Genomic DNA, 20,652 nt, shown 5'->3' with positions numbered 1-20,652 from the left:
GGCGGGCTCTAACATACAGGTCGCAAGATGCGCTTTCTGCTTCGCATCACATTCTGGCTCGGGCTGGTGCTGGTGCTCCTGCCGCGGGACAAGACGCCCGAATCGGACAAGCTGCCGCAGATCGGCGCTGCCGACGCGGTGCAGGCTGCGACCGCGGCCGTCTCCGACATGACCCAGTTCTGCAAGCGCCAGCCCGCAGCCTGCGAGGTCGGCGGACAGGCCGCGACCATCATCGGTCAGCGCGCGCAGGACGGTGCGAAGAAGATCTACCAGATCATCAACGACAAGAAAGAGCAGCTCGAGAAGACCGACAAGAAGGCGCCCGACCACACCGGCTCGATCGCGCTGGCCGGCGAAGGCGATACCGCAACCAGCGAGGCGCCGCGCGACACCCTGTCCCAGGACGACCTCGCGCTGGAATGGCGCGGCCCGGCGCCCGCGACGGCGAATTAGCGCCCAAACCCTATCGATTTTGGCGCTTCGCGTCCCTATATTGGCCTGAACGGGAACTTTGGGCCAGCATGACGACGATCGACGAAATCAGGGACAATTTCGAGATTCTGGACGAGTGGGACGACCGCTATCGGTACGTCATCGAGCTCGGCCGCACCCTGGAACCGATGTCCGAGGCCGAGCACTCGGCCGAGAACAAGGTGAATGGCTGTGTCAGCCAGGTCTGGCTTCAAAAGCTGATCGATCATCGCGATGGCGGCGCGCCGATCCTGACATATCGCGGCGACAGTGACGCCCATATCGTGCGCGGGCTGGTGGCGATCGTGCTGTCGCTTTACTCCGGCCGCACGCCGCAGGAGATTCTTGCGACCGACGCCATTGCCGTATTCGACGAGTTCGGCTTTCGCGATCATCTGACGCCGCAGCGTTCCAACGGCCTGCGCTCGATGGTCGAGCGCATCAAGACCGACGCGAAAGAGGCGCTCGCGGAAGCGTCGTAGAAATTCTACTTCCGTTTCCGCTGCTGCTGTCCCAGTCCCATCTGCTTCGCAAGCTGCGAGCGGGCCACCGCATAGTTCGGCGCGACCATGGGATAGTCGGCCGGCAGGCCCCATTTCTCGCGATATTGCTCCGGCGTCATGTTGTACTGCGTGCGCAGATGGCGCTTCAGCGACTTGAAGCGCTTGCCGTCTTCCAGACAGACCAGATAATCGGGCGCGATCGACTTCTTCAGCGAGACCGCCGGCTTCGCCGGCTCGAGCGGCGCCGTCTCGGTGCGGCCCGACGAAACGCGCACCAGCGCGCCGTGCACCTGGCTGATCAGGTTCGGAATCTCAGTTGCAGGCGTCGGATTGTTGCTGAGATAGGCCGACACGATGCTCGCCGTCAGCTCAATGAAATTCTTAGCCCCGGCATCCGACATCGGCCCCGCCTTTCTCCACCTTGCGTCTCACGGGAGAGACGACGTCAGAGTATTCCATGTCAACAATACGTTCGGCTGAATGGAACGACTGAGGAGTATGGGCCGATTTACTGACGAAGCAACAAGAACACCAGCGCTTTACTTTGCCTGCGCCAGCTCTCAAGCCCCGCGCTGGTCAAGGTGGGAGCGCAGCTCGTCGATCGAGGCAAAGCGCATCATCCCCTCCGGCATCTGGGCTTCGATCGAACCATCGGAGTAGAGCGAATAGGCCATGCCGTCGACGATGCCGGATTTGAGCACGGTCACGGGCGCCTGTTCGGCCGCGGCCGCCGGCTCCGGTGCGGGCGGCGGAGCAGCCTCCGCGAAGGTCGACGGCGAGCGCGGTGGCGGGCGCCGCGAGGCGGCCGGCGGCTCCGGAGGCCTCATACGGTCCGGCTTCGGCCAGGCGTCGTCAAAGCTCGCTGGCGGCGTCTCCGGAGCGGCAGGCTCCGCGGATGGCTCGGCATGCGGCAGGGGCGGCAAGCCCTCGCCGGTCTTCGCCTCCGCGCGCTCGCGCTCCTTGCGGGAGGTCGAGGCGAACAGCAGGTTGCGCCGGCGCGGCGGTTCCGGAACCTCCGGCGGGCTCGGAGCTTCCGGTGCTGGCGGAGGCTCGGCGCGCGGACGCTCGCGCGCGGCTGCTTCGTTCTGCCAGGGCGGCGGTCCTGCGGCCGGCAACGGCGGCGCCGGCTCGATCTTCTCTGCTCCCGGCTCAGTCGCGGGGGCAGGCGTTCCAGCCATCCCGAGACCCGGCAGCACGGGCCTGACCCGAACGTCGGATGGTGCGATGGACCCAGCCAGCCGGCGGGCAATGCCCTTCAGTTCCGCGACCACGACGTAGAGGCCGGCCAGTAACAGTCCGGAGCAGACGCCGATGGTGCCGGAGATTATGAGGGTACTGCCGAGACTGAATTCCCTGACGGTGAAGCCGAACAGGATCGCAAGGAGGCCCGCCAAAACGGCGAAAATCCCAGCGATCAACAAAGCCAAGGTCATCGAACTCACCCCCGGCCGCGCATCCACACGCGACACTCGTCACGCCACGATACCGTCATCCGGTGTTCCACGCCAACGTCGAATTATAGCCTGCGTTCCTAAAGGAAAGGAAATCAGGGACTTATTCACATTCCCTTCAGCTACGGCTCGCTACTTCTAAGCTGCTCTCGATGTGGTCGGATTTGCTGCGTTGCATCAGGAATTTAGCCATAATGCCCAATTACTTGGTAATGGAACTGCGCTATAGGGATTCCGGGGAAGTGGCCCGCGCGCACCAGCAGGGCCAAGAGGGGATTCCGGGTCACCAATAGCCATGACATCCATCACGACTTCGGCGATCGACACGCCTCTGCGGCGCTCGGTTGAACGGACTTGCGACGATCTCGCCATGCTGGTGCTGGCCGCGGTCGCCGTCATTGCTGGCTTGACTTTCCGCGACTATGGGCTCGGCTGGGACGACTACACCCACGCCGAATATGCCGACCTGCTGCTGCGCATGTTCGGTTCCGGTTTCAAGGACACCGCGGCACTCTCCTTCGCCAATCTCTACATGTATGGCGGCGGCTTCGACATGGTCGCGGCCCTCCTGCACAAGGTGATTCCGCTCGAGCTGTTCGAGACGCGCCGTCTGGTCGGCGCCGTCGTCGGCGTGATCGGACTTGCGGTGACGTGGCGGCTCGGCCGCCGTGTCGGCGGCCCCCTTGCGGGACTTGCCTCACTCCTGCTGCTCGCGCTCTGCCCGATCTTCTACGGCCACATGTTCATGAACCCGAAGGATGCGCCCTTCGCGGTGGCCATGATCATCCTGATGCTGGGCCTCGTCCGCCTCGCCGAAGAATATCCGCAGCCTTCGCCGCGCACGATCCTCATCGTCGGCCTTGGTGCCGGCCTTTCGCTCGGCACCCGCATCCTCGGCGGCCTTGCGCTGGTCTATGCCGTGATCGGCTTCATGCCGCTGTTCCTGGAGGAACTGCGCAGCGAGGGCCTCCGCGAGTCGGTCCGACGCTTCGCTCATGTCGTCTACGTGCTGCTGCCCGGCCTCGTGCTCGGCTACCTCGTGATGGGGCTGATCTGGCCGTGGTCGATCATGGAGCCCGGCAATCCCTTCGAGGCGCTGACCTACTTCTCGCACTTCTTCGAGAAACCCTGGAAGGAGATGTTCGACGGCGCGATCGTATCCGTGCCCGACATGCCCTGGTCCTATCTGCCGACGCTGTTCGCGCTTCAGTTGCCCGAGGTGATGCTGGTGCTGATGTTCGGCGCCGTGATCGGCACCTTCGCACTGCTGCCGCGTAGTGAGGTTCCCGCTCGCCGCAAGACCATCCTGCTGATGCTCACGCTCGCCGCGACGCTGCCGCTCGCGATCGCGATGGTGAAGCGGCCGGCGCTGTACAACGGCATCCGCCATTTCGTCTTCGTGATCCCGCCGATGGCGGTGCTCGGTGGCGTCGCCTTTGGCTGGGCCATGGAGCGCCTGCGCGCCAAGCACCGCACCTGGCAACCGGTCGTGCTCGCCACCTTCTGCTTTGGCCTTGCGCTCTCGCTGGCCGAGATGATCCGGCTGCATCCCTATCAATACACCCACTTCAACCACATCGCCGGCACCGTGCGCGGTGCCGACGACCGCTTCATGCTGGACTATTGGGGTCTGGCGCTGAAGCAGGCCTCCGACGAATTGCGCGAGCAGCTGGTGGAACGCCAGGAAGTGCCGCCGCGCAACCGCAAATGGAAGGTCGCTGTGTGCGGTCCGCAGCGCCCCGCCCAGGTCGCGCTCGGTCCCGATTTCACCATCGGCTGGGATTCCAATGCCGCCGATTTCGCCATGACGCTCGGCGAGTTCTACTGCAAGGGCCTCACCGCGCCGGTGCTGGTCGAGATCAAGCGCGACGACGTGGTGTTCGCCCGCGTCTACGACATCCGCGGCAGCAGCATTTCCAGCCTGCTCTCGATCCCGGCGCCGTAATAAATTCCTCCGGCCCGTAGCCCGGATGAGCGCAGCGACATCCGGGGCCTATCAGGCAGCCCCGCATGTCGCTTCGCTCATGCGGGCTACGCTGGACTGCCGCGCTTTGTGTGCCTTGCTGGCAGGTCGCGGCAAGACTAGGCTCCCTCCCCGCAACAACGATGTTCGGAGAGATCAGCCATGTCGCCAGCGGAAGCGCGCCTGAAGGAAGTGCCGTCGAACATGACGGAGGCCGAGTGGCAGCAACGGGTTAATCTCGCCGCCTGCTATCGCCTCGTCTCGCTCTACGGCTGGGACGATTTGGTCGACACCCACATCTCCGCGCGCGTGCCCGGCCCAGACCATCATTTCCTCATCAACCCCTACGGGCTGATGTTCGACGAGATCACGGCGTCGAGTCTGGTCAAGGTCGATCTGCACGGCAACCAGCTCTCCGAGAGCGAGTACAGCATCAACCCCGCCGGCTTCACCATCCACTCGGCGATCCACGAAGTGCGCGAGGACGCCATCTGCGTGCTGCATCTCCACACCCTCGACGGCACCGCGGTTTCGAGCAGCGCCGAAGGCCTGCTGCCGCTGAACCAGACCGCCCAGCTCGTCACCCACGACCTCGCCTATCACGACTACGAGGGCATCGCGCTCGACCATGACGAGCGGCCGCGGCTGCAGAAGGACCTCGGCGACCACAACCACATGCTGCTGCGCAACCACGGCACGATGACGGTCGGCCGCTCGGTCGCCTCGGCTTTCGAGCGCATGTATCACCTGGAGCGGGCCTGCTCGATGCAGGTGCGTACGCGCGCGCTGGGCACCCCGGTCTACCCGGTCGACGATGTCGCGATCGACAAGAACACCGAGCTGCTCGCCAACCGCGACCGCGCCGAGTTGCGCGCCACCAACCTCGTATGGCCGCCGCTGCTGCGCAAGCTGGACCGCGAGCTTCCGGGCTACCGGTCTTGAAATTTTCGGGATTTGGTGTAGGGTAGCGGTCAACGAACCTCTACGCCTTTTGGAATGAAACGCCGCCCAATTCCGGGCGGCGTTTTTATTTGGCCCCGTCATTGCGAGGAGCGAAGCGACGAAGCAATCCAGGCTGGCTCCGCGGAGGGATTTCTGGATTGCTTCGCTACGCTCGCAATGACGAGGATGAGGATAGAGAGCTGCGCACTACTTCACCTCCGCCAGCGCCGCGAGGATGCGCGCCCACGAACGGATACCCTTCTGGAAGCTGCGGAGGTCGTACTTCTCGTTCGGCGAGTGGATGTTGTCGTCGTCGAGGCCGAAACCGACGAGCAGCGAATCCATCCCGAGCGCGCGCTTGAAGTCTGCGACGATCGGGATCGAGGCGCCCGATCCCATCAGCACGGTCTCCTTGCCCCATTCCTCGGTCAGCGCGGTCTTGGCCGCGGCGAGCGGCTTCATGTTCCAGTCGAGCGCTATCGCAGGCCCGGCGGAGTGGTCGCCGAACTCGACCTTGCAGTCTCCCGGAATGCGCGCCGTCACGTACTCACGGAAAGCCTTTCTGATCTTCGCGGGATCCTGGCCTTCGACCAGCCGGAACGAGACCTTGGCCGATGCGTGCGACGGGATCACCGTCTTCGAGCCCTCACCGATATATCCGCCCCAGATGCCGTTGACGTCGCAGGTCGGACGCGTGGAAGCCTGCTCGACCAGGAGCCTGCCCTTCTCGCCGGCGGGTATCGATAGCCCAACGGGCTTGAGGAACGTGTCCGGTGTGAAATCGAGCTTCTTCCACTGCGCGAGAATGTCCGGCGGCGTGTCCTTCACCCCGTCATAGAACCCGGGAATAGTGATACGGTTGTCATCGTCGAACAGCCCGCCGAGAATTTTGGTCAGCACCCGGATCGGGTTCATCGCGCTGCCGCCGAACACGCCGGAATGCAGGTCGCGATTGGCGGCGGTGATCTTGAGCTCCTCATAGAGCAGGCCGCGCAGCGAGGTCGTGATCGCCGGCGTGTCGCGGTCCCACATGCCGGTGTCGCAGACCAGCACGTAGTCCGCCCTAAACTCGTCCTTGTTGGCTTCGATGAACGGCACGAAGTTCTTCGAGCCGACTTCTTCCTCGCCTTCGATCAGGAACGTGACATCGATCGGCAGCGACCCCGTCACTTTCTTCCAGGCGCGGCAGGCCTCGACGAAGGTCATGACCTGGCCCTTGTCGTCCTCGGCGCCGCGCGCCACGATGATCTTGCGGCCGTCGGCATGGTCGGTCACAGCAGGCTCGAATGGCGGACGGTGCCAGAGCTCGAGGGGATCGACCGGCTGCACATCATAGTGGCCGTAGAACAGCACATGCGGCCGGCCGCCCGCGACGCTCTTGCCGACGACCGCGGGATGGCCGGCGGTCGGCCTCACTTCGGTCGCGACGCCGAGGCTCGCGATATCCCTGGCAAGATGCTCGGCCGCCGCCTTGCAATCGGCCGCGAAGGCCGGATCGGCGGAGATCGACTTGATCCGCAACAGCGAGAACAGACGCTCCAGGCTGTTGTCGAACTCCTTGTCGATGTGGTCGAGCACGGATTGAAGCTGCGCATTTGCCATTGGTCGTATTCCCTGCGTTCGAATCCCAAGACGTCGGGGCTCAAGATGTCTTCTCAAGAACTATCGGCTTTTAGCGCCGCCGCGGCGTTGGGGCCAGCCGCAACCGGCGGATGCCGGATGTGCCATGCGAGACTAGCTGCGAGGACCGCCGTGGCGACAAGGTTATTGCCCCAGGCCTGCAAGACATTGGGAAACCACGGCAGCGCCAGCAGCATGAGGATGCCGGCGGCGCCAAGGGCGAGCCAGGTTCCCAGGCGCACGTTCGCCCGCTCGTCGAAGGCGGCACGATGCATCAGCACCGTCATCGGGAAGAACAGCCAGATGAAGTAGTATTGCCGCGCCAGGGGCGAGGCCACCGTCATCAGGCAGAACAGGATGCCGAGCTCCTCGGCGTCCGAGCGCGCCGTACGCCGCATTTGCCGTGGCATGACCGCGACGAAGCCCAATCCGAGCAACGCCGACAGCGCCAGCACGATCCAGTTCGCCGTCCCGTAATCGACGTCGATGACGTTCATTGTGCGAGGCGGCTTGTTCGGATCCTCCTGATTGTAGTTGATGGGCCGGACCAGCCGGTGCGTGACAGCAATGAGCGACTGGTTCACCCACGACCAGTTCTGCTCGTCGCGCTGGCCAAATCCTTTTTCCGAACTCGACCCGACCATGCCCTGATACCAGGTCTTGACCTCGGCGGCGTTGCGCTCGAAGCCGCGAATGGGGGCCGGCACGATATAGAGAAGTATGCCGGTGAAGGCGACCGTAGCGACAGCGGCTCCCCACTTTCGCCGCCAGACCAGATAGGGCAGCACCGCAATGGGAAACACCTTGATAGCGGTGGCGAGCGCGAACATGAAGCCTGCGAGCCAGGAGCGTTGATGCTGCAAGCTCCAGAAGCCGTAGAGAATCATCGCCAGCAGGACGAGGTTCGGCTGGCCAAGATCGAACATGTCGAACACGAAGGTCACGGTGACGAGAGCGGGCAGCGCCTCCAGCCAGGGGCCAGGCGTGCGGCCCGAACCGGTCATGGCATTGGAGAGCATCCCGGTGTACCACCACGCCGCAATATTCAGGATCGACAGCACGGTGTAGAGCGCGATCTTGCCGAACCAGCTCGGGATCGCCAGCAGGATCGCCGGCAGCGGTGGGTAGATGAACTCGAAGTACTCGCGGATGTCGGCGGGATAGAGCGGCCCACCGTTCAAGACCTGCTGCCCGGCCCAGTACCACAGGCCGTAGTCCTTGGTTTTGCCGTGGCCGAAGATCTCGGGACCAAGGACATCGGCAGCCAGGATGAAGCAGCAGAGCAGGAAGAGCAGGTCGAGCGGCGCACGCAACGACAGGTTTCGGAATGCGCCGGGTCGGACGAAAGATTTAGGTGAGGTCACGATGTGGTCCAGTCAGGGGCCATAGCACCTAGCAGACCGACGGACGCTTGGAGAGTCCTGATCACCCGAATTTGTACCCGCCGCGCACAAGCGGCGGGTCTGCGGACGAATTGCCTCAAACGAGGCTTTCTGCCTACCTGCGCAGCAAGCCGCCGAGCGCGCCGCGGACCAGCGTGCGGCCGATCGAGCCACCAAGCTGGCCGGCGACCGACTTGCCGATATTGGCGGCCATCCCCCCGATCACCTGATTGGTAACCGATCGGGTCATGTCGCGGGCGATGACCTGGCCGGTCGAGAGGCGGCCGCGCTTGACGTTGGTACCGAAGATGCTGCCGACCATCGAGCCGATCTGGCCGAGGATGCCGCCGCCTCCATTTCCGCCAGCCGCGCCGGGATCGGCAGTCGCAGCCGTGCCGGCAATGCGCTTCTGAATCATCTCGTAGGCGGACTCTGCATCGACGGCGGTGTCGTATTTGCCCTTCACCGGGCTTGCATCCATGATCGCCTTGCGCTCTTCCGGCGTGATCGGTCCGATCCGGGCCGATGGCGGCCGGATCATCACCCGCTCGACCATCGCCGGCGTGCCGTTGCCTTCGAGAAACGAGACCAGCGCCTCGCCCTTGCCGAGCTCCATGATCACCTTGGCGGTGTCGAGCTTCGGGTTGGGCCGGAAGGTCTGGGCCGCGGCGGCGACCGCCTTCTGGTCGCGCGGGGTGAAGGCGCGCAGCGCGTGCTGCACCCGGTTGCCCAATTGTCCGAGCACGCGGTCGGGTACGTCGACCGGGTTTTGCGTCACGAAATAGACGCCGACGCCTTTGGAGCGGATCAGGCGCACCACCTGCTCGATCTTGTCCATCAGCGCCTTGGGCGCGTCGTTGAACAACAGATGCGCCTCGTCGAAGAAGAAGACCAGCTTCGGCTTGGGCAGGTCACCGGCCTCGGGCAGCTCCTCGAACAATTCCGACAGCATCCACAGCAGGAATGTCGCGTAAAGCCGTGGGCTCTGCAGCAGCTTGTCGGCGACGAGGATGTTGACCATGCCGCGGCCGTCGCGGTCGGTCTTCATGAAGTCCTTCAGCGTCAGCGCCGGCTCGCCGAAGAATTTGGTGGCGCCCTGGTTCTCCAGCACCAGAAGCTGGCGCTGGATAGTGCCGACCGTGGCCTTGGTAACGTTGCCAAAACCCTGCGCCGCCTTCTTGATCTCGGCAAGCGGACTCTCCTCGGCATCCGTCCCCTTCTTGCCGGCATCGGGCACGATGGCATCGAGCAGCGCGCGCAGATCCTTCATGTCGATCAGCGTCAGCCCGTTGTCGTCGGCGACACGGAAGGCAACGTTGAGCACGCCTTCCTGCACATCGTTCAGGTCCAGCATACGTGCGAGCAGCAGCGGGCCCATTTCCGTGACGGTCGCCCGTACCGGGTGGCCCTGCTCGCCGAACACGTCCCAGAACACCGTCGAGAACTGGTCGGGCTCGAACGTCAGGCCCATCTCGGTGGCGCGCTTGACGATGAAATCCTTGGCTTCGCCAACCTCGGAGATGCCGGAGAGGTCGCCCTTGATGTCGGCCGCGAACACTGGAACACCGGCGCGCGCAAATCCTTCCGCCATCACTTGCAGCGAGACCGTCTTGCCGGTTCCGGTTGCACCCGTGACGAGGCCGTGGCGATTGGCGAACGCCAGCGTCAGCCATGCCTGCTCGTTTCCTTTACCGACGAAGATCTTCTCGTCGGTATCACCGAGCTTGCTGTCCTGTGCGGTCATTATTCTCTGATCTCTCTGCCCTGTTTCGCATATCGAAACTCGAATGCACCAGTTCCGTAGTTTAACGCATGTCGCACGCTGATTGAAACCATTCAACGCGCTCCGGGCATGCGACATCGTCGGAAACATGCGGGTGGCATCCGCCGAAAGTAGGAACGACGCATTCGCATCGCGGCATTTTTTTGCCGATTTCATCTCCGCTCTTGCATCACTGCAACACTTCTCGCGCGTTCGAGACTGAATCGGAACGTTGATGGCGTTCATCGCTTGTATTTCATATCACACCGGCTCAAGATCATTCTCGAAAGCAATACTCCGGCATGTGAACCGGCTGAGGGGCGGCCATATGGACGAGCTAATCGGGCGGCTGGCGACAAACGCCAGCATAGATAGTGCTGTCGCCGAAAAGACCGTCGGCATTATCCTGGGCTTCCTCCGCAACGAGGGTCCTTCCGACAGCGTCCAGGTACTGATCGACCACATTCCAGGTGCAGAAGCGGCAATCGAAGCGTCCGGCAGCGGCGGAGGACTGTCACGGCTGATGGGCGGCGGCCTGATGGCGGTCGGCACGCGCCTGATGAGCCTGGGACTTGGGATGTCCGAGATTCAGAACATCGCCCGTGAACTTTTTCGCTTCGGCCGAGACAAAATCGGAGCGGATCAGATGGGCAAGATCATCGCGGGGACCCCGGGCCTCAGCCAGTTCGCCTGACGCCTGCGCATTTCACATCGAGTATCATGACATATCCGATCTCCGAGATTGAGGGCCTGTCGGCCTTTGCCGCCAACAAGTTGAAGGCGCAAGGTATCCGCACCACCGATGCGCTGCTCGAGGCGGCCTCGACCGTGAAGGGCCGCAAGGCGCTCTCCGCCAAGACCGGCATCAGCGAGCAGTTGCTGCTGGAATGGGCCAACGTCTCCGACTACATGCGCATCCCCGGCATGGGCCGGGCCAAGGTCGGCCTGGTCCGCGCGGCCGGCGTCACCACCGTGCGCGAGCTCGCCTACAGAAATCCGGCAAGGCTCGCCCAGAGCATGCGGGACGCCAACGAGAAGAAAAAGCTGCTCCGCATCCTGCCCTCGGAGAAGTCGGTCGGCGACATCATCGCCAAGGCGAAGAAGCTGCCGCCGAAGATTTCGTATTAGGGCTGCTGCTCTCCGGATACGGAGTGGGCGCTACTCTCTCGGCATCGTTTTGCCCGATGGGCAACAATGCATCCCCCAACTCCGCCGTCATACGCCGCGAAAGCGGGTATCCAGTACGCCGCGGCTCCTCCGTATCGTGGCACTGTCTCTGGAATACTGGATTGCCCGCTTTCGCGGGCAATGACAGCGAGGGTGTGCGAGGCCGTGCCGAAACGCTGGCAACCCACCGCTTCCCGTCTTGAATCCCCCCTTCCCGACCGCTAAAGCGGGCCGCATGAATGCCTCGCCCTCCCCATCCGTCCCGGCGGCCGGTTCAGTCGGGCTCGACGTGCTGCGGACGCTGCTGGAGCGGCCGATCCCGGCGGTGATGGGCGTGCTCAACGTCACCCCGGATTCATTCTCCGACGGCGGCGAATTCATCGCGCCCGAGCAGGCACTCGCGCGGGCACGGGCGATGATCGAGGCCGGGGTCGACATCATCGATATCGGTGCCGAGTCCACCCGGCCCTACAAGGGCGCCCGGCCGGTCACCGCGGCAGACGAACTGGCCCGGCTCAAGCCGGTGCTATCGGACATCGTGGCGCTCGGCGTGCCGGTCTCGATCGACAGCATGAAGGCGGAGGTGGTGGCCTTCGCGCTCGCCCAGGGTGCTGTGATCGCCAACGACGTCTGGGGCCTGCAGCGCGACGCCGGCATGGCGCCGATGGTGGCCGCCAAGGGCGCCCCCGTCATCGTCATGCACAACCGCGACAGCGTCGATCCCGCTATCGACATCATTGCGGACATGAAGGCGTTCTTCCAGCGCTCGCTGGATATCGCGGCAGAAGCCGGCATCGCCCGCGACAAGATCGTGCTCGATCCCGGCATCGGCTTCGGCAAGACGGCCGAACAGAGCATGATTGCGCTGGCGCGACTTCGCGAGCTTGACATGTTCGGCCTGCCGATCCTCGTTGGTGCCTCGCGAAAACGCTTCATCGCCTCGGTGTCGCCGTCGGAGCCGACAGAGCGGCTCGCCGGCTCGATCGCCGCGCATCTGATCGCTGCGCAACGCGGCGCGAAAATCATCAGGACCCATGACGTCGCCGAGACCTTGCAGGCCCTGCGAGTGGCGCACGCAATCGAGAGCAAGCCATGACCGATACGATCTTCGTGAGCGGCCTGTCGATCCATGCCCGCCACGGCGTGATGGAGCACGAGACCGAGGTCGGCCAGCGTTTTGTCATCGATCTCGAGCTCTATACCGACCTGTCGGAGCCGTCGCGCTCTGACCGCCTCTCCGACACCGTGTCCTACGCCGACGTCGTCGCGACCACCACCGCGGCCTTCAAGAACACCAACTACAAGCTGCTGGAGCGCGCGGCCGGCGCGGTCGCCGATGCCATCCTGTCGCACTTTCCGCGCATCCGTGCGGTCAAGATTACCGTGCACAAGCCACATGCGCCGATCGCCGCGATCTTCGACGACGTCGGCGTCATGCTGACGCGCTCGCGGCACCCCTGACATGGCGAGCGTCCTGATTGCGCTCGGCGGCAATGTCGGCGATGTCCGCGCGACGTTCCAGAAGGCGATCGCTCATATCTGCGGCATGGCGCAGGCTGCGTTGACCGCGCGCTCGTCGGACTATGCGACGCCGCCCTGGGGCGACGAGGACCAGGCCCCCTTCATCAACGCCTGCATCGAAATCGAGACCAGCCTCGATCCGCATGCGCTACTGTTCGTGATGCAGAAGGTCGAGCAGAAATTCGGCCGCACGCGCGATAAAGAGCGGCGCTGGGGCCCGCGCACGCTCGATCTCGACATGATCGCCTATGACGACGTGTCGATGCAGAAACCCGACCTGACCCTGCCGCATCCGCGCCTGTTCGAGCGCGCCTTTGTGCTGGTGCCGCTGGCCGAGATCGCGCCCGACCGCGTGATCGCAGGCATTCGTGTCCGTGACGGTCTCGCCAGCGTCTCGACACAAGGCATTGAGCGGCTTCCGGATACCGGTTAACCAAAAACAACCGTTTGCAGGGACGGCCGGCCGTGGCAATTTCGCCTGCGAACAACAAGATTTTCGGGAGCCCTTCGCCGTATGACCTCCGCGACTGACGACCTGCCGCTGGCGGCGGACTTTCCCAAGGCGACCGTCGACGACTGGCGCAAACTGGTCGATGGCGTGCTGAAGGGCGCGCCGTTCGAGAAGCTGGTCGGCAAGACCTATGACGGCATCAGGATCGATCCACTCTATCCGCGCGCCAAAGGCGTTGCGCCCGTGGTGGGGCGGCCGGCGGCGGCGCCCTGGCAGATCATGCAGCGGATCGACCATCCCGATGCAAGTGCAGCGAATGCGCAGGCACTAACCGATCTCGAAAATGGCGCGACGGGTCTGGCGCTGGTGTTCGCCGGCGGCAATGCCGCTCACGGTTTCGGGCTGGAACCGACCGCGGACGCAGTCGCAAAGATTTTGAAGGATATCCATCTCGATGCCGGCATCGGCCTCGAGCTCGAGATCGGTCCGCAGTCACGGATGGCGGCGATCCACGTCGCGGAATATGTGAAGAGCAAGGGCATCGATCCCGCGGCCTGCGACATCCGCTTCGGGCTCGATCCGCTCGCGGCCGGCGCGGTGTGGGGCCATAGCCCCTATACCTGGGACGAGATCGTTCCGGCCATCACTGGCGGCATCAAGGGCCTCGCCGCGCTCGGCTTCAAGGGGCCGTTTGCCTCGGCCGACGGACGCGTGATCCACGATGCCGGTGGCTCGGAGGTGCAGGAGCTCGCCTTCGTGCTCGCCTGCGGCGTCGCCTATTTGCGCGCGATCGAGAGCGCGGGCGTTCCGCTGGAGCAGGCGCAGGGCATGGTCTATGCGCGGCTTGCCGCGGATGCAGATCAGTTCCTCACAATGGCAAAATTCCGCGCATTGCGGCTGCTGTGGGCGCGTATCGAAACGGCGTGCGGGCTCACGCCAAGACCGCTGTTCCTCGCCGCCGATACCGCCTGGCGCATGCTGACGCAGCGCGATCCCTATGTGAACATGCTGCGCGCGACCATGGCGACGTTTGCGGCCGGACTTGCCGGCGCCAACGCGATCACCGTGCTGCCGCACACGCTGGCGCTCGGCCTGCCCGATCCGTTCGCGCGGCGCGTGGCGCGCAATACGCAGCTCGTGCTGCTGGAAGAGAGCAATCTCGCCAAGGTCAGCGATCCCGCGGCAGGCGCAGGCGGCATCGAGGCGCTGACGGGTCAGCTCTGCGACACGGCCTGGGCGCTCTTCCAGGAGAGCGAGAAAGCCGGCGGCGCCTTCGCTGCGCTTCAGCAGGGCCTCTTCCAGAGCAAGGTCGCGGCCGCGCGAAAAGCCCGCGACTCCAACATCGCAAAACGCCGCGACGTGCTGACCGGTGCCAGCGAGTTTCCGAATCTGCGCGAGAACGAGACTACGGTGCTGAAGGCGACGCCGATCGCGCTGGCGCCTTATGGCGAGCAAAAATACAAGTTCGACGCGCTGCCGCCGATCCGGCTGGCGGAACCGTTCGAGGCGCTGCGCGACAAATCCGATGCGGCGTTGAAGGCACACGGCGCGCGGCCGAAAGTGTTTTTGGCCAATCTCGGCACGCCCGCCGATTTCACGGCGCGCGCGACCTTTGCCAAAAGCTTGTTCGAGACCGGTGGCATCCAGGCCGTCGATAGCGAGGGCTTCGCCGATCCGGCCCAGTTGGCTGCCGCCTTCAAGGCCTCCGGCGCCGGGCTCGCCTGCCTTTGTTCCAGCGACAAGGTGTATGCGGAACACGCCGAAGCCGCGGCGCAGGCCCTGCAAACCGCCGGGACCCGACTTATCTATCTGGCAGGCCGCCCGACCGATGCCGAGGCGGCGCTGCGTGCAGCCGGGGTCACCGGTTTCGTCTTTGCCGGTGGTGATGCGCTTGCGACGCTGCAAGACACGTATCGACGGATGGAGCAGCCATGACGGAAGCAGGCAAACCCGTTCTCACCGGCGGCTGCCAATGCGGGGCAGTGCGCTTTGGAGTCATGACGGCGCCGAACAGGGTTTCGATCTGCCACTGCCGGATGTGCCAGAAGGCCAGCGGGGCGCCGTTCGCCTCTTTTGCCGACATCAACAAGACGGACTTCGCCTGGACCAAGGGGAAGCCGTCGTTCTTCCGCTCCTCCTCCATCGCCGAGCGCGGCTTTTGCGCCGCCTGCGGCACGCCGCTGAGCTTTGGCCGCATCGACGGCGACCGGATCGAGATCATGACCGGCGCGTTCGACCGTCCTGACCACGTGGTGCCGACACGGCAGTTCGGCACCGAGTCCCGTCTCGGCTGGGTGGTCGGGATCGCCAATTTGCCGAGCCAGACCACGCAGCAGAATTACGGACCGGAGAAGATGGCGACCATCGTCAGCCATCAGCATCCCGATCATGATTGAGGTGCCGCCATGTTTCAGCTGCTCGGACAAACGTTGCTCGGTCTGGCAGAATGGAAGATTGGGAAGCTGTTCGCGCGGCTGCTCTGGGACGGGACCGGCCAAATTACTCAGAGCCGCTTGGACGATCCCGTCTACAAGAAAAATGTGCAAAAACTGATTGAGCGCAATCGCAGGTTTGAGGATTCCTAGGAATGACCCGCATTCCCAATTTCGCCGACGTCGCCTTCGAGCGCGCCAACACCGCCGCGCCGACCGGCAGCGCCGAGCCGTGGCTGACGCCCGAGGGCATTCTGGTGAAGCCCGCTTATAGCGAGGCCGACCTGGCCGGGCTCGACTTCCTCGAGACTTATCCGGGCATCGCGCCTTATCTGCGCGGCCCCTACCCGACCATGTATGTCAACCAGCCCTGGACTGTGCGGCAATATGCCGGCTTCTCCACGGCGGAGGACTCCAACGCATTCTATCGCCGCAATCTCGCGGCCGGGCAGAAGGGCCTTTCGGTCGCATTCGACCTCGCCACCCATCGCGGTTATGACAGCGATCATCCGCGCGTCGGCGGCGACGTCGGCATGGCCGGCGTTGCCATCGATTCCATCTACGACATGCGCACGCTGTTTGCGGGCATTCCGCTCGACCAGATGAGCGTGTCCATGACCATGAACGGCGCGGTGCTGCCGATCCTGGCGCTCTACGTTGCGGCTGCCGAGGAACAAGGCGTGCCGCCGGAGAAGCTCTCAGGGACCATTCAGAACGACATTCTGAAAGAGTTCATGGTGCGCAACACCTACATCTATCCGCCCACGCCCTCGATGCGGATCATCTCGGACATTTTTGCGTACACCTCGCAAAAAATGCCGAAATACAATTCGATCTCGATCTCCGGCTATCACATGCAGGAGGCCGGGGCGACGCAGGACCTCGAGCTCGCCTATACGCTGGCCGACGGCGTTGAATATCTTCGTGCCGGCCTCGCGGCGGGCCTCGATGTCGACCGCTTCGCGCCCCGGCTGTCGTTCTTCTGGGCGACCGGGATGAACTTCTTCATGGAAGTCGCCAAGATGCGCGCCGCGCGGCTGCTCTGGGCGAAGCTGCTCAAGCCCTTCAATCCGAAGGATCCGCGCTCGCTGTCACTGCGCACGCATTGTCAGACATCCGGCTGGTCGCTGACCGCGCAGGACGTCTTCAACAACGTGATGCGCACGACGGTGGAAGCGATGGCGGCGACCCAGGGCCACACCCAGTCGCTGCACACCAACGCGCTCGACGAGGCGCTCGCTTTGCCGACCGATTTCTCCGCGCGCATTGCTCGCAACACGCAGCTCTTCCTGCAGCAGGAGAGCGGCACCACCCGCATCATCGATCCCTGGGGCGGCTCGTATTATGTCGAGCGTCTGACGCGCGACCTCGCCGCCAAGGCCTGGGGCCACATCCAGGAGGTCGAGGAGCTCGGCGGCATGGCCAAGGCGATCGAGGCCGGCGTGCCCAAGCTGCGCATCGAGGAGGCCTCGGCCAAGACCCAGGCCCGCATCGATGCCGGCAAGCAGGCGGTGATCGGCGTCAACAAATACAAGCCGACCGACGAAGCTCCAATCGATATCCTCAAGGTCGACAATACCAATGTCCGCCGGCTTCAGATCGACAAGTTGACGCGGCTGAAATCCGAACGCAACCAGACGGATGTCGAGGCCGCGCTCGCTGCGCTGACGCGCTCGGCCGGCGAAGGCAATGGCAATCTGCTGGCGCTCGCCATCGACGCTGCGCGCGCGAAAGCAACCGTCGGCGAGATCTCGGACGCGATGGAGAAGGTGTTCGGCCGGCACCGCGCCGAGATCAAATCCATCACCGGCGTCTACAAGCGGGAGGCGTCCAGCATGGGTAACCGGGTCGAGAAGGTTCAGGCGCTGATCGACGCCTTCGAGGAGGCGGAAGGCCGCCGTCCGCGCATCCTGGTCGCAAAAATCGGTCAGGACGGTCACGATCGCGGCCAGAAGGTGATCGCGTCCGCCTTCGCCGATATCGGCTTCGACGTCGATATCGGGCCGCTGTTCGCCACTGCCGACGAAGCCGCGCGGCAAGCTGTCGAGAACGACGTCCACATCCTCGGCGTCTCCTCGCTCGCCGCCGCCCATCTCACGGCCGTGCCGGAGCTGAAGGCCGCGCTGAAGAAGCAGGGCCGCGACGACATCATGATCATCGTCGGCGGCGTGGTGCCGCCACAGGATTACGACGCGCTCTACGCGGCCGGCGCCGAAGCCATCTTCCCGCCGGGCACGGTGATCGCGGACGCGGCCGAGGAGCTGATCCGCAAGCTGAATGCCCGGCTCGGGCATAGCGAGGCGGCGGAGTAGGTCGCCATCGATCTTCGAAAGGACAGTGCGTGATATTTTCCGCGCCAGCGTTCATGCGCGCGCTAGCTGTGGGCGCAGCTTGCAGTGCGTTGTTGGCTACCGCCCATGCCGCCGACCCCAAGCCCGACGCGGTCATCAAGACCAAGAGCATCGAGGCCCGCGTCTTCCTCGACGACAAGGTCAAGGCCGATGCGGCGCTGGCGGCCGACTGCCTGACTGAAGGCAAGAAGTGGATCGACAAGAACGCGGCAGAAGCCGCCGCCTCGCGCAAAGAGGATCCGCAGTTCTTCAGGGATGGCGGCTGGGACTTCGAGCGCAAATACGCGGTCCGCTCCGTCGTCGCCGACCGCTATGTCAGCGTCCTGCGCAACGACTATATGGACACCCACGGCGCCCATCCCAACTCCGACGTGAACACGGTCCTGTGGGACAAGGCGGAGAACAAGCGCATCTCCATCCGCCCGTTCTTCACCGAAACCGCCGACAACGGCCCGGCCATGAAGGCAATGGTGAAGGCGGTGATCGCATCGTTGAAGATCGAGAAGAAGAAGCGCGATACGAGCGAGACCGCGACCGACGAATGGTTCAAGAGCGTGGAGCCGAGCCTGCTCAAGATCGGCGCCGTGACGCTCGCGCCCTCAACCGACGCGGGCAAGAGTTCCGGCCTCACCTTCCACTATCCGCCCTATGCAGTCGGACCCTACGCCGAGGGCGAATATGTCGCATTCGTGCCGTGGGAAACGCTGAAGCCTTATGTCACCGCGGAAGGCACCCGCATCTTCGGCGGCTCGCGGCCGAAGAGCGACGCGGACGAGCCGCAGTGATCGTGTTGAGCAGCGACAGGTTGCTCGCAGAGCGCTGGTAGCGCTGCCTTGCAGCCGCGCTGCAAAGCCGACTAGAATGTCGCCATAGACAAGAGCGCCTGACGTCATGGGCGCCGCTGGGAGGCATTCATGTCCAAGATTACGCGCCGCAGCTTTGCGGCCTCTTCCGCTGCGGTTGCAGCGTCGGCCGCATTCGGCCTCACACCCGCGCTTGCGCAAGCCTATCCGGCGCGGCCCGTCACCGTGATCGTGCCCTGGGGCGCGGGCGGCGGCACTGACGCGACTGCGCGCATTGTCGCAGCGCTTCTGGAGAAGGATCTCGGCCAGCCCTTCAACGTGGTCAATCGCACCGGCGGCTCCGGCGTCGTCGGCCATACCGCGATCGCGACCGCGCAGCCCGATGGCTACACCATCGGCATGCTCACCGTCGAAATCTCGATGATGCACTGGCAAGGGCTGACCGAACTGGCGCCGAAGAGCTACACCCCGCTGGCGCTGATGAACGAAGATCCCCCAGGCATCCAGGTCTCCTCCTCCTCGCCTTACAAGACGGTGAAGGAACTCGCCGAAGCCATCAAGGCGGCCCCTCCCGGCAAGTTCAAGGCCTCCGGCACTGGCCAGGGCGGCATCTGGCATCTTGCGCTGGTCGGCTGGATGCAGGCGATGGGCCTGCCCGCCAACCAGGTCGCCTGGGTGCCGTCGAACGGCGCCGCGCCCGCGATGCAGGACCTCGCCGCGGGCGGCCTCGACCTCACCACCTGCTCGGTGCCGGAAGCCCGTGCCATCATCGAGGCCGGCAAGGCCAGGAGCCTTGCCATCATGGCGCCGGCACGCAATCCGATCTTCAAGGACGTGCCGACGCTGAAGGAGGCGATGGGCATCGACTACGCGACCGGCGCCTGGCGCGGCATCGGTGCGCCGAAGAACCTTCCGCCGGAGATCGCAACGAAGCTCACCGCGGCGCTGAAGAAGGTCTACGACTCCGCCGAGTTCAAGGACTTCATGGGTAATCGCGGCTTCGGCACCGTGTGGGGCGATGCCGGCCAGTTCGCAAGCTTCATGGACAAGGGGGACGCTCAGATGGGCGAAGCGATGAAGGCGGCGGGTTTGAGCAAGGCGTGATCTCCTGCGGCTCTCACGCGAGGCGATAGTTGATTGAAGTGGCCGGTCCGCACGCTCAGTTCACCTCGCCCCGCTTGCGGGGAGAGGTCGGAATGCGCGCGAAGCGCGGATTCCGGGTGAGGGGGACTCTCCGCGAATCCAACTTTCATCTCCCCCGCGGAGAGCCCCCCTCACCCCGACCCTCTCCCCGCGCGCGGGGAGAGGGAGAACACCTCTCATAGGACTCCTCCCATGCGCCTTCCCGACTCCGTCACGGGATCGTTTCTCGTCGTGCTCGGCACAGCAGCCGCCTATGGCGGCTGGCTGCTGCCGCCGGTGCCCGGGCAGCCGGTCGGCCCCAACGTATTTCCGCTCGTGATCGGCATCGGGCTTGCGCTGTGCGGGCTCGCGATCGTGTTCGGGATCGGCCACACCTTCGAAGAGGCGGAAGAGCTGATCCCGCTCGAGGATGGCCAGGCAGCGGCTGCCCCGCCGCCGCAGGGAAAGTTGTACGGCCTGCGCGCGCTGCTGCCGCCGGCGCTGCTGCTGTTCTACGTGGTCGCGGCCGACCGGCTCGGCTTCATCATCACCGCGGCGATCATGGTCTACGTCACCTCGACGGCGTTGGGGGCGAAGTGGAAGCTGGCGCTGCCGCTCGCAGCGCTGGCGCCCTTCGCCATCCACCTCATCTTCGGCAAGCTGCTGCGCGTGCCGCTTCCCGCCGGCCTGTTGCCGACGCCCTGGTGACCC

Annotated in this window: 21 protein-coding genes; 16 read left to right on the top strand and 5 right to left on the bottom strand. The window is 64.5% G+C overall.

From position 1 onward, the window contains the following. Window positions 1–27: 27 nt before the first annotated feature. Window positions 28–453 carry a DUF5330 domain-containing protein gene (locus tag BRA471DRAFT_RS14035; RefSeq protein ID WP_007608202.1) on the top strand — a complete coding sequence of 142 codons (426 nt, stop codon included), beginning with the start codon at window positions 28–30 and terminating at the stop codon, window positions 451–453. Between the two features lie 68 nt (window positions 454–521). Beyond that, on the top strand, window positions 522–953 hold the full coding sequence (locus BRA471DRAFT_RS14030; RefSeq protein WP_007608201.1) for a SufE family protein: 432 nt from the start codon (window positions 522–524) through the stop codon (window positions 951–953). Between the two features lie 5 nt (window positions 954–958). Here BRA471DRAFT_RS14030 and BRA471DRAFT_RS14025 read toward each other — a convergent pair whose 3' ends face one another. Then, on the bottom strand, window positions 959–1,375 hold the full coding sequence (locus BRA471DRAFT_RS14025; protein WP_007608200.1) for a MucR family transcriptional regulator: 417 nt from the start codon (window positions 1,373–1,375) through the stop codon (window positions 959–961). A 159-nt stretch (window positions 1,376–1,534) separates the two neighbouring features. Next, entirely contained in the window at window positions 1,535–2,407 is an 873-nt protein-coding gene (locus BRA471DRAFT_RS14020; protein ID WP_007608199.1) for a hypothetical protein, read from the bottom strand. Window positions 2,408–2,720: 313 nt separating this feature from the next. Between BRA471DRAFT_RS14020 and BRA471DRAFT_RS14015 the strand changes: the two genes are divergently transcribed. Together BRA471DRAFT_RS14015 and BRA471DRAFT_RS14010 are read left to right on the top strand one after the other, a co-directional pair. Then, window positions 2,721–4,370: a glycosyltransferase family 39 protein gene (locus tag BRA471DRAFT_RS14015; RefSeq protein WP_007608198.1), complete on the top strand. Its 1,650-nt coding sequence runs from the start codon at window positions 2,721–2,723 to the stop codon at window positions 4,368–4,370. A gap of 180 nt (window positions 4,371–4,550) precedes the next feature. Further along, on the top strand, window positions 4,551–5,330 hold the full coding sequence (locus BRA471DRAFT_RS14010; RefSeq protein ID WP_007593534.1) for a class II aldolase/adducin family protein: 780 nt from the start codon (window positions 4,551–4,553) through the stop codon (window positions 5,328–5,330). Between the two features lie 207 nt (window positions 5,331–5,537). Here BRA471DRAFT_RS14010 and BRA471DRAFT_RS14005 read toward each other — a convergent pair whose 3' ends face one another. From BRA471DRAFT_RS14005 to BRA471DRAFT_RS13995, 3 genes are all read right to left on the bottom strand, one after another. Next, window positions 5,538–6,932, bottom strand: a complete 1,395-nt coding sequence (locus BRA471DRAFT_RS14005) for a M20/M25/M40 family metallo-hydrolase (protein ID WP_007608197.1) — start codon at window positions 6,930–6,932, stop codon at window positions 5,538–5,540. 53 nt (window positions 6,933–6,985) lie between these two features. After that, the gene (locus BRA471DRAFT_RS14000; RefSeq protein ID WP_007608196.1) at window positions 6,986–8,314 is read right to left on the bottom strand and encodes a glycosyltransferase family 87 protein; all 1,329 of its coding nucleotides are present in this window, start codon (window positions 8,312–8,314) and stop codon (window positions 6,986–6,988) included. A gap of 133 nt (window positions 8,315–8,447) precedes the next feature. After that, on the bottom strand, window positions 8,448–10,076 hold the full coding sequence (locus BRA471DRAFT_RS13995) for a helicase HerA-like domain-containing protein (protein ID WP_007608195.1): 1,629 nt from the start codon (window positions 10,074–10,076) through the stop codon (window positions 8,448–8,450). Window positions 10,077–10,422: 346 nt separating this feature from the next. Here BRA471DRAFT_RS13995 and BRA471DRAFT_RS13990 point away from each other — a divergent pair, with 346 nt between their 5' ends. From BRA471DRAFT_RS13990 to BRA471DRAFT_RS13935, 12 genes are all read left to right on the top strand, one after another. Beyond that, window positions 10,423–10,788: a hypothetical protein gene (locus tag BRA471DRAFT_RS13990; protein ID WP_007608194.1), complete on the top strand. Its 366-nt coding sequence runs from the start codon at window positions 10,423–10,425 to the stop codon at window positions 10,786–10,788. A 26-nt stretch (window positions 10,789–10,814) separates the two neighbouring features. After that, on the top strand, window positions 10,815–11,222 hold the full coding sequence (locus BRA471DRAFT_RS13985) for a DUF4332 domain-containing protein (protein WP_007608193.1): 408 nt from the start codon (window positions 10,815–10,817) through the stop codon (window positions 11,220–11,222). A 274-nt stretch (window positions 11,223–11,496) separates the two neighbouring features. After that, a complete protein-coding gene (folP, locus tag BRA471DRAFT_RS13980; protein WP_007608191.1) occupies window positions 11,497–12,357 on the top strand; it encodes a dihydropteroate synthase in 861 nt (286 codons plus the stop codon). Further along, window positions 12,354–12,722 carry a dihydroneopterin aldolase gene (folB, locus tag BRA471DRAFT_RS13975; protein ID WP_007608190.1) on the top strand — a complete coding sequence of 123 codons (369 nt, stop codon included), beginning with the start codon at window positions 12,354–12,356 and terminating at the stop codon, window positions 12,720–12,722. Before folP ends, folB begins: the two co-directional genes overlap by 4 nt. A gap of 1 nt (window position 12,723) precedes the next feature. Beyond that, window positions 12,724–13,215, top strand: a complete 492-nt coding sequence (folK, locus tag BRA471DRAFT_RS13970; RefSeq protein WP_007608188.1) for a 2-amino-4-hydroxy-6-hydroxymethyldihydropteridine diphosphokinase — start codon at window positions 12,724–12,726, stop codon at window positions 13,213–13,215. Between the two features lie 81 nt (window positions 13,216–13,296). Continuing rightward, on the top strand, window positions 13,297–15,168 hold the full coding sequence (locus BRA471DRAFT_RS13965; protein WP_007608186.1) for a methylmalonyl-CoA mutase family protein: 1,872 nt from the start codon (window positions 13,297–13,299) through the stop codon (window positions 15,166–15,168). Beyond that, window positions 15,165–15,629 (top strand): GFA family protein, encoded by a 465-nt coding sequence (locus BRA471DRAFT_RS13960; protein ID WP_007608185.1) that lies wholly within the window; start codon window positions 15,165–15,167, stop codon window positions 15,627–15,629. The genes BRA471DRAFT_RS13965 and BRA471DRAFT_RS13960 overlap by 4 nt, the downstream gene beginning before the upstream one ends. Window positions 15,630–15,638: 9 nt before the next feature. Beyond that, window positions 15,639–15,818: a hypothetical protein gene (locus BRA471DRAFT_RS13955; RefSeq protein ID WP_007608184.1), complete on the top strand. Its 180-nt coding sequence runs from the start codon at window positions 15,639–15,641 to the stop codon at window positions 15,816–15,818. Between the two features lie 2 nt (window positions 15,819–15,820). Next, the gene (gene scpA / locus BRA471DRAFT_RS13950; RefSeq protein WP_007608183.1) at window positions 15,821–17,977 is read left to right on the top strand and encodes a methylmalonyl-CoA mutase; all 2,157 of its coding nucleotides are present in this window, start codon (window positions 15,821–15,823) and stop codon (window positions 17,975–17,977) included. Window positions 17,978–18,030: 53 nt separating this feature from the next. Next, window positions 18,031–18,801 (top strand): RsiV family protein, encoded by a 771-nt coding sequence (locus BRA471DRAFT_RS13945; RefSeq protein WP_088931016.1) that lies wholly within the window; start codon window positions 18,031–18,033, stop codon window positions 18,799–18,801. A gap of 129 nt (window positions 18,802–18,930) precedes the next feature. Then, window positions 18,931–19,923, top strand: a complete 993-nt coding sequence (locus BRA471DRAFT_RS13940; RefSeq protein WP_007608179.1) for a tripartite tricarboxylate transporter substrate binding protein — start codon at window positions 18,931–18,933, stop codon at window positions 19,921–19,923. A gap of 231 nt (window positions 19,924–20,154) precedes the next feature. Further along, window positions 20,155–20,649 (top strand): tripartite tricarboxylate transporter TctB family protein, encoded by a 495-nt coding sequence (locus BRA471DRAFT_RS13935; protein WP_007608177.1) that lies wholly within the window; start codon window positions 20,155–20,157, stop codon window positions 20,647–20,649. Window positions 20,650–20,652 lie beyond the last annotated feature (3 nt).

Source organism: Bradyrhizobium sp. WSM471, assembly GCF_000244915.1.
Classification (GTDB): Bacteria; Pseudomonadota; Alphaproteobacteria; order Rhizobiales; family Xanthobacteraceae; genus Bradyrhizobium.
Note: the sequence above shows the minus strand (reverse complement) of the source record. Positions and strands in the feature narration are given on the sequence as shown.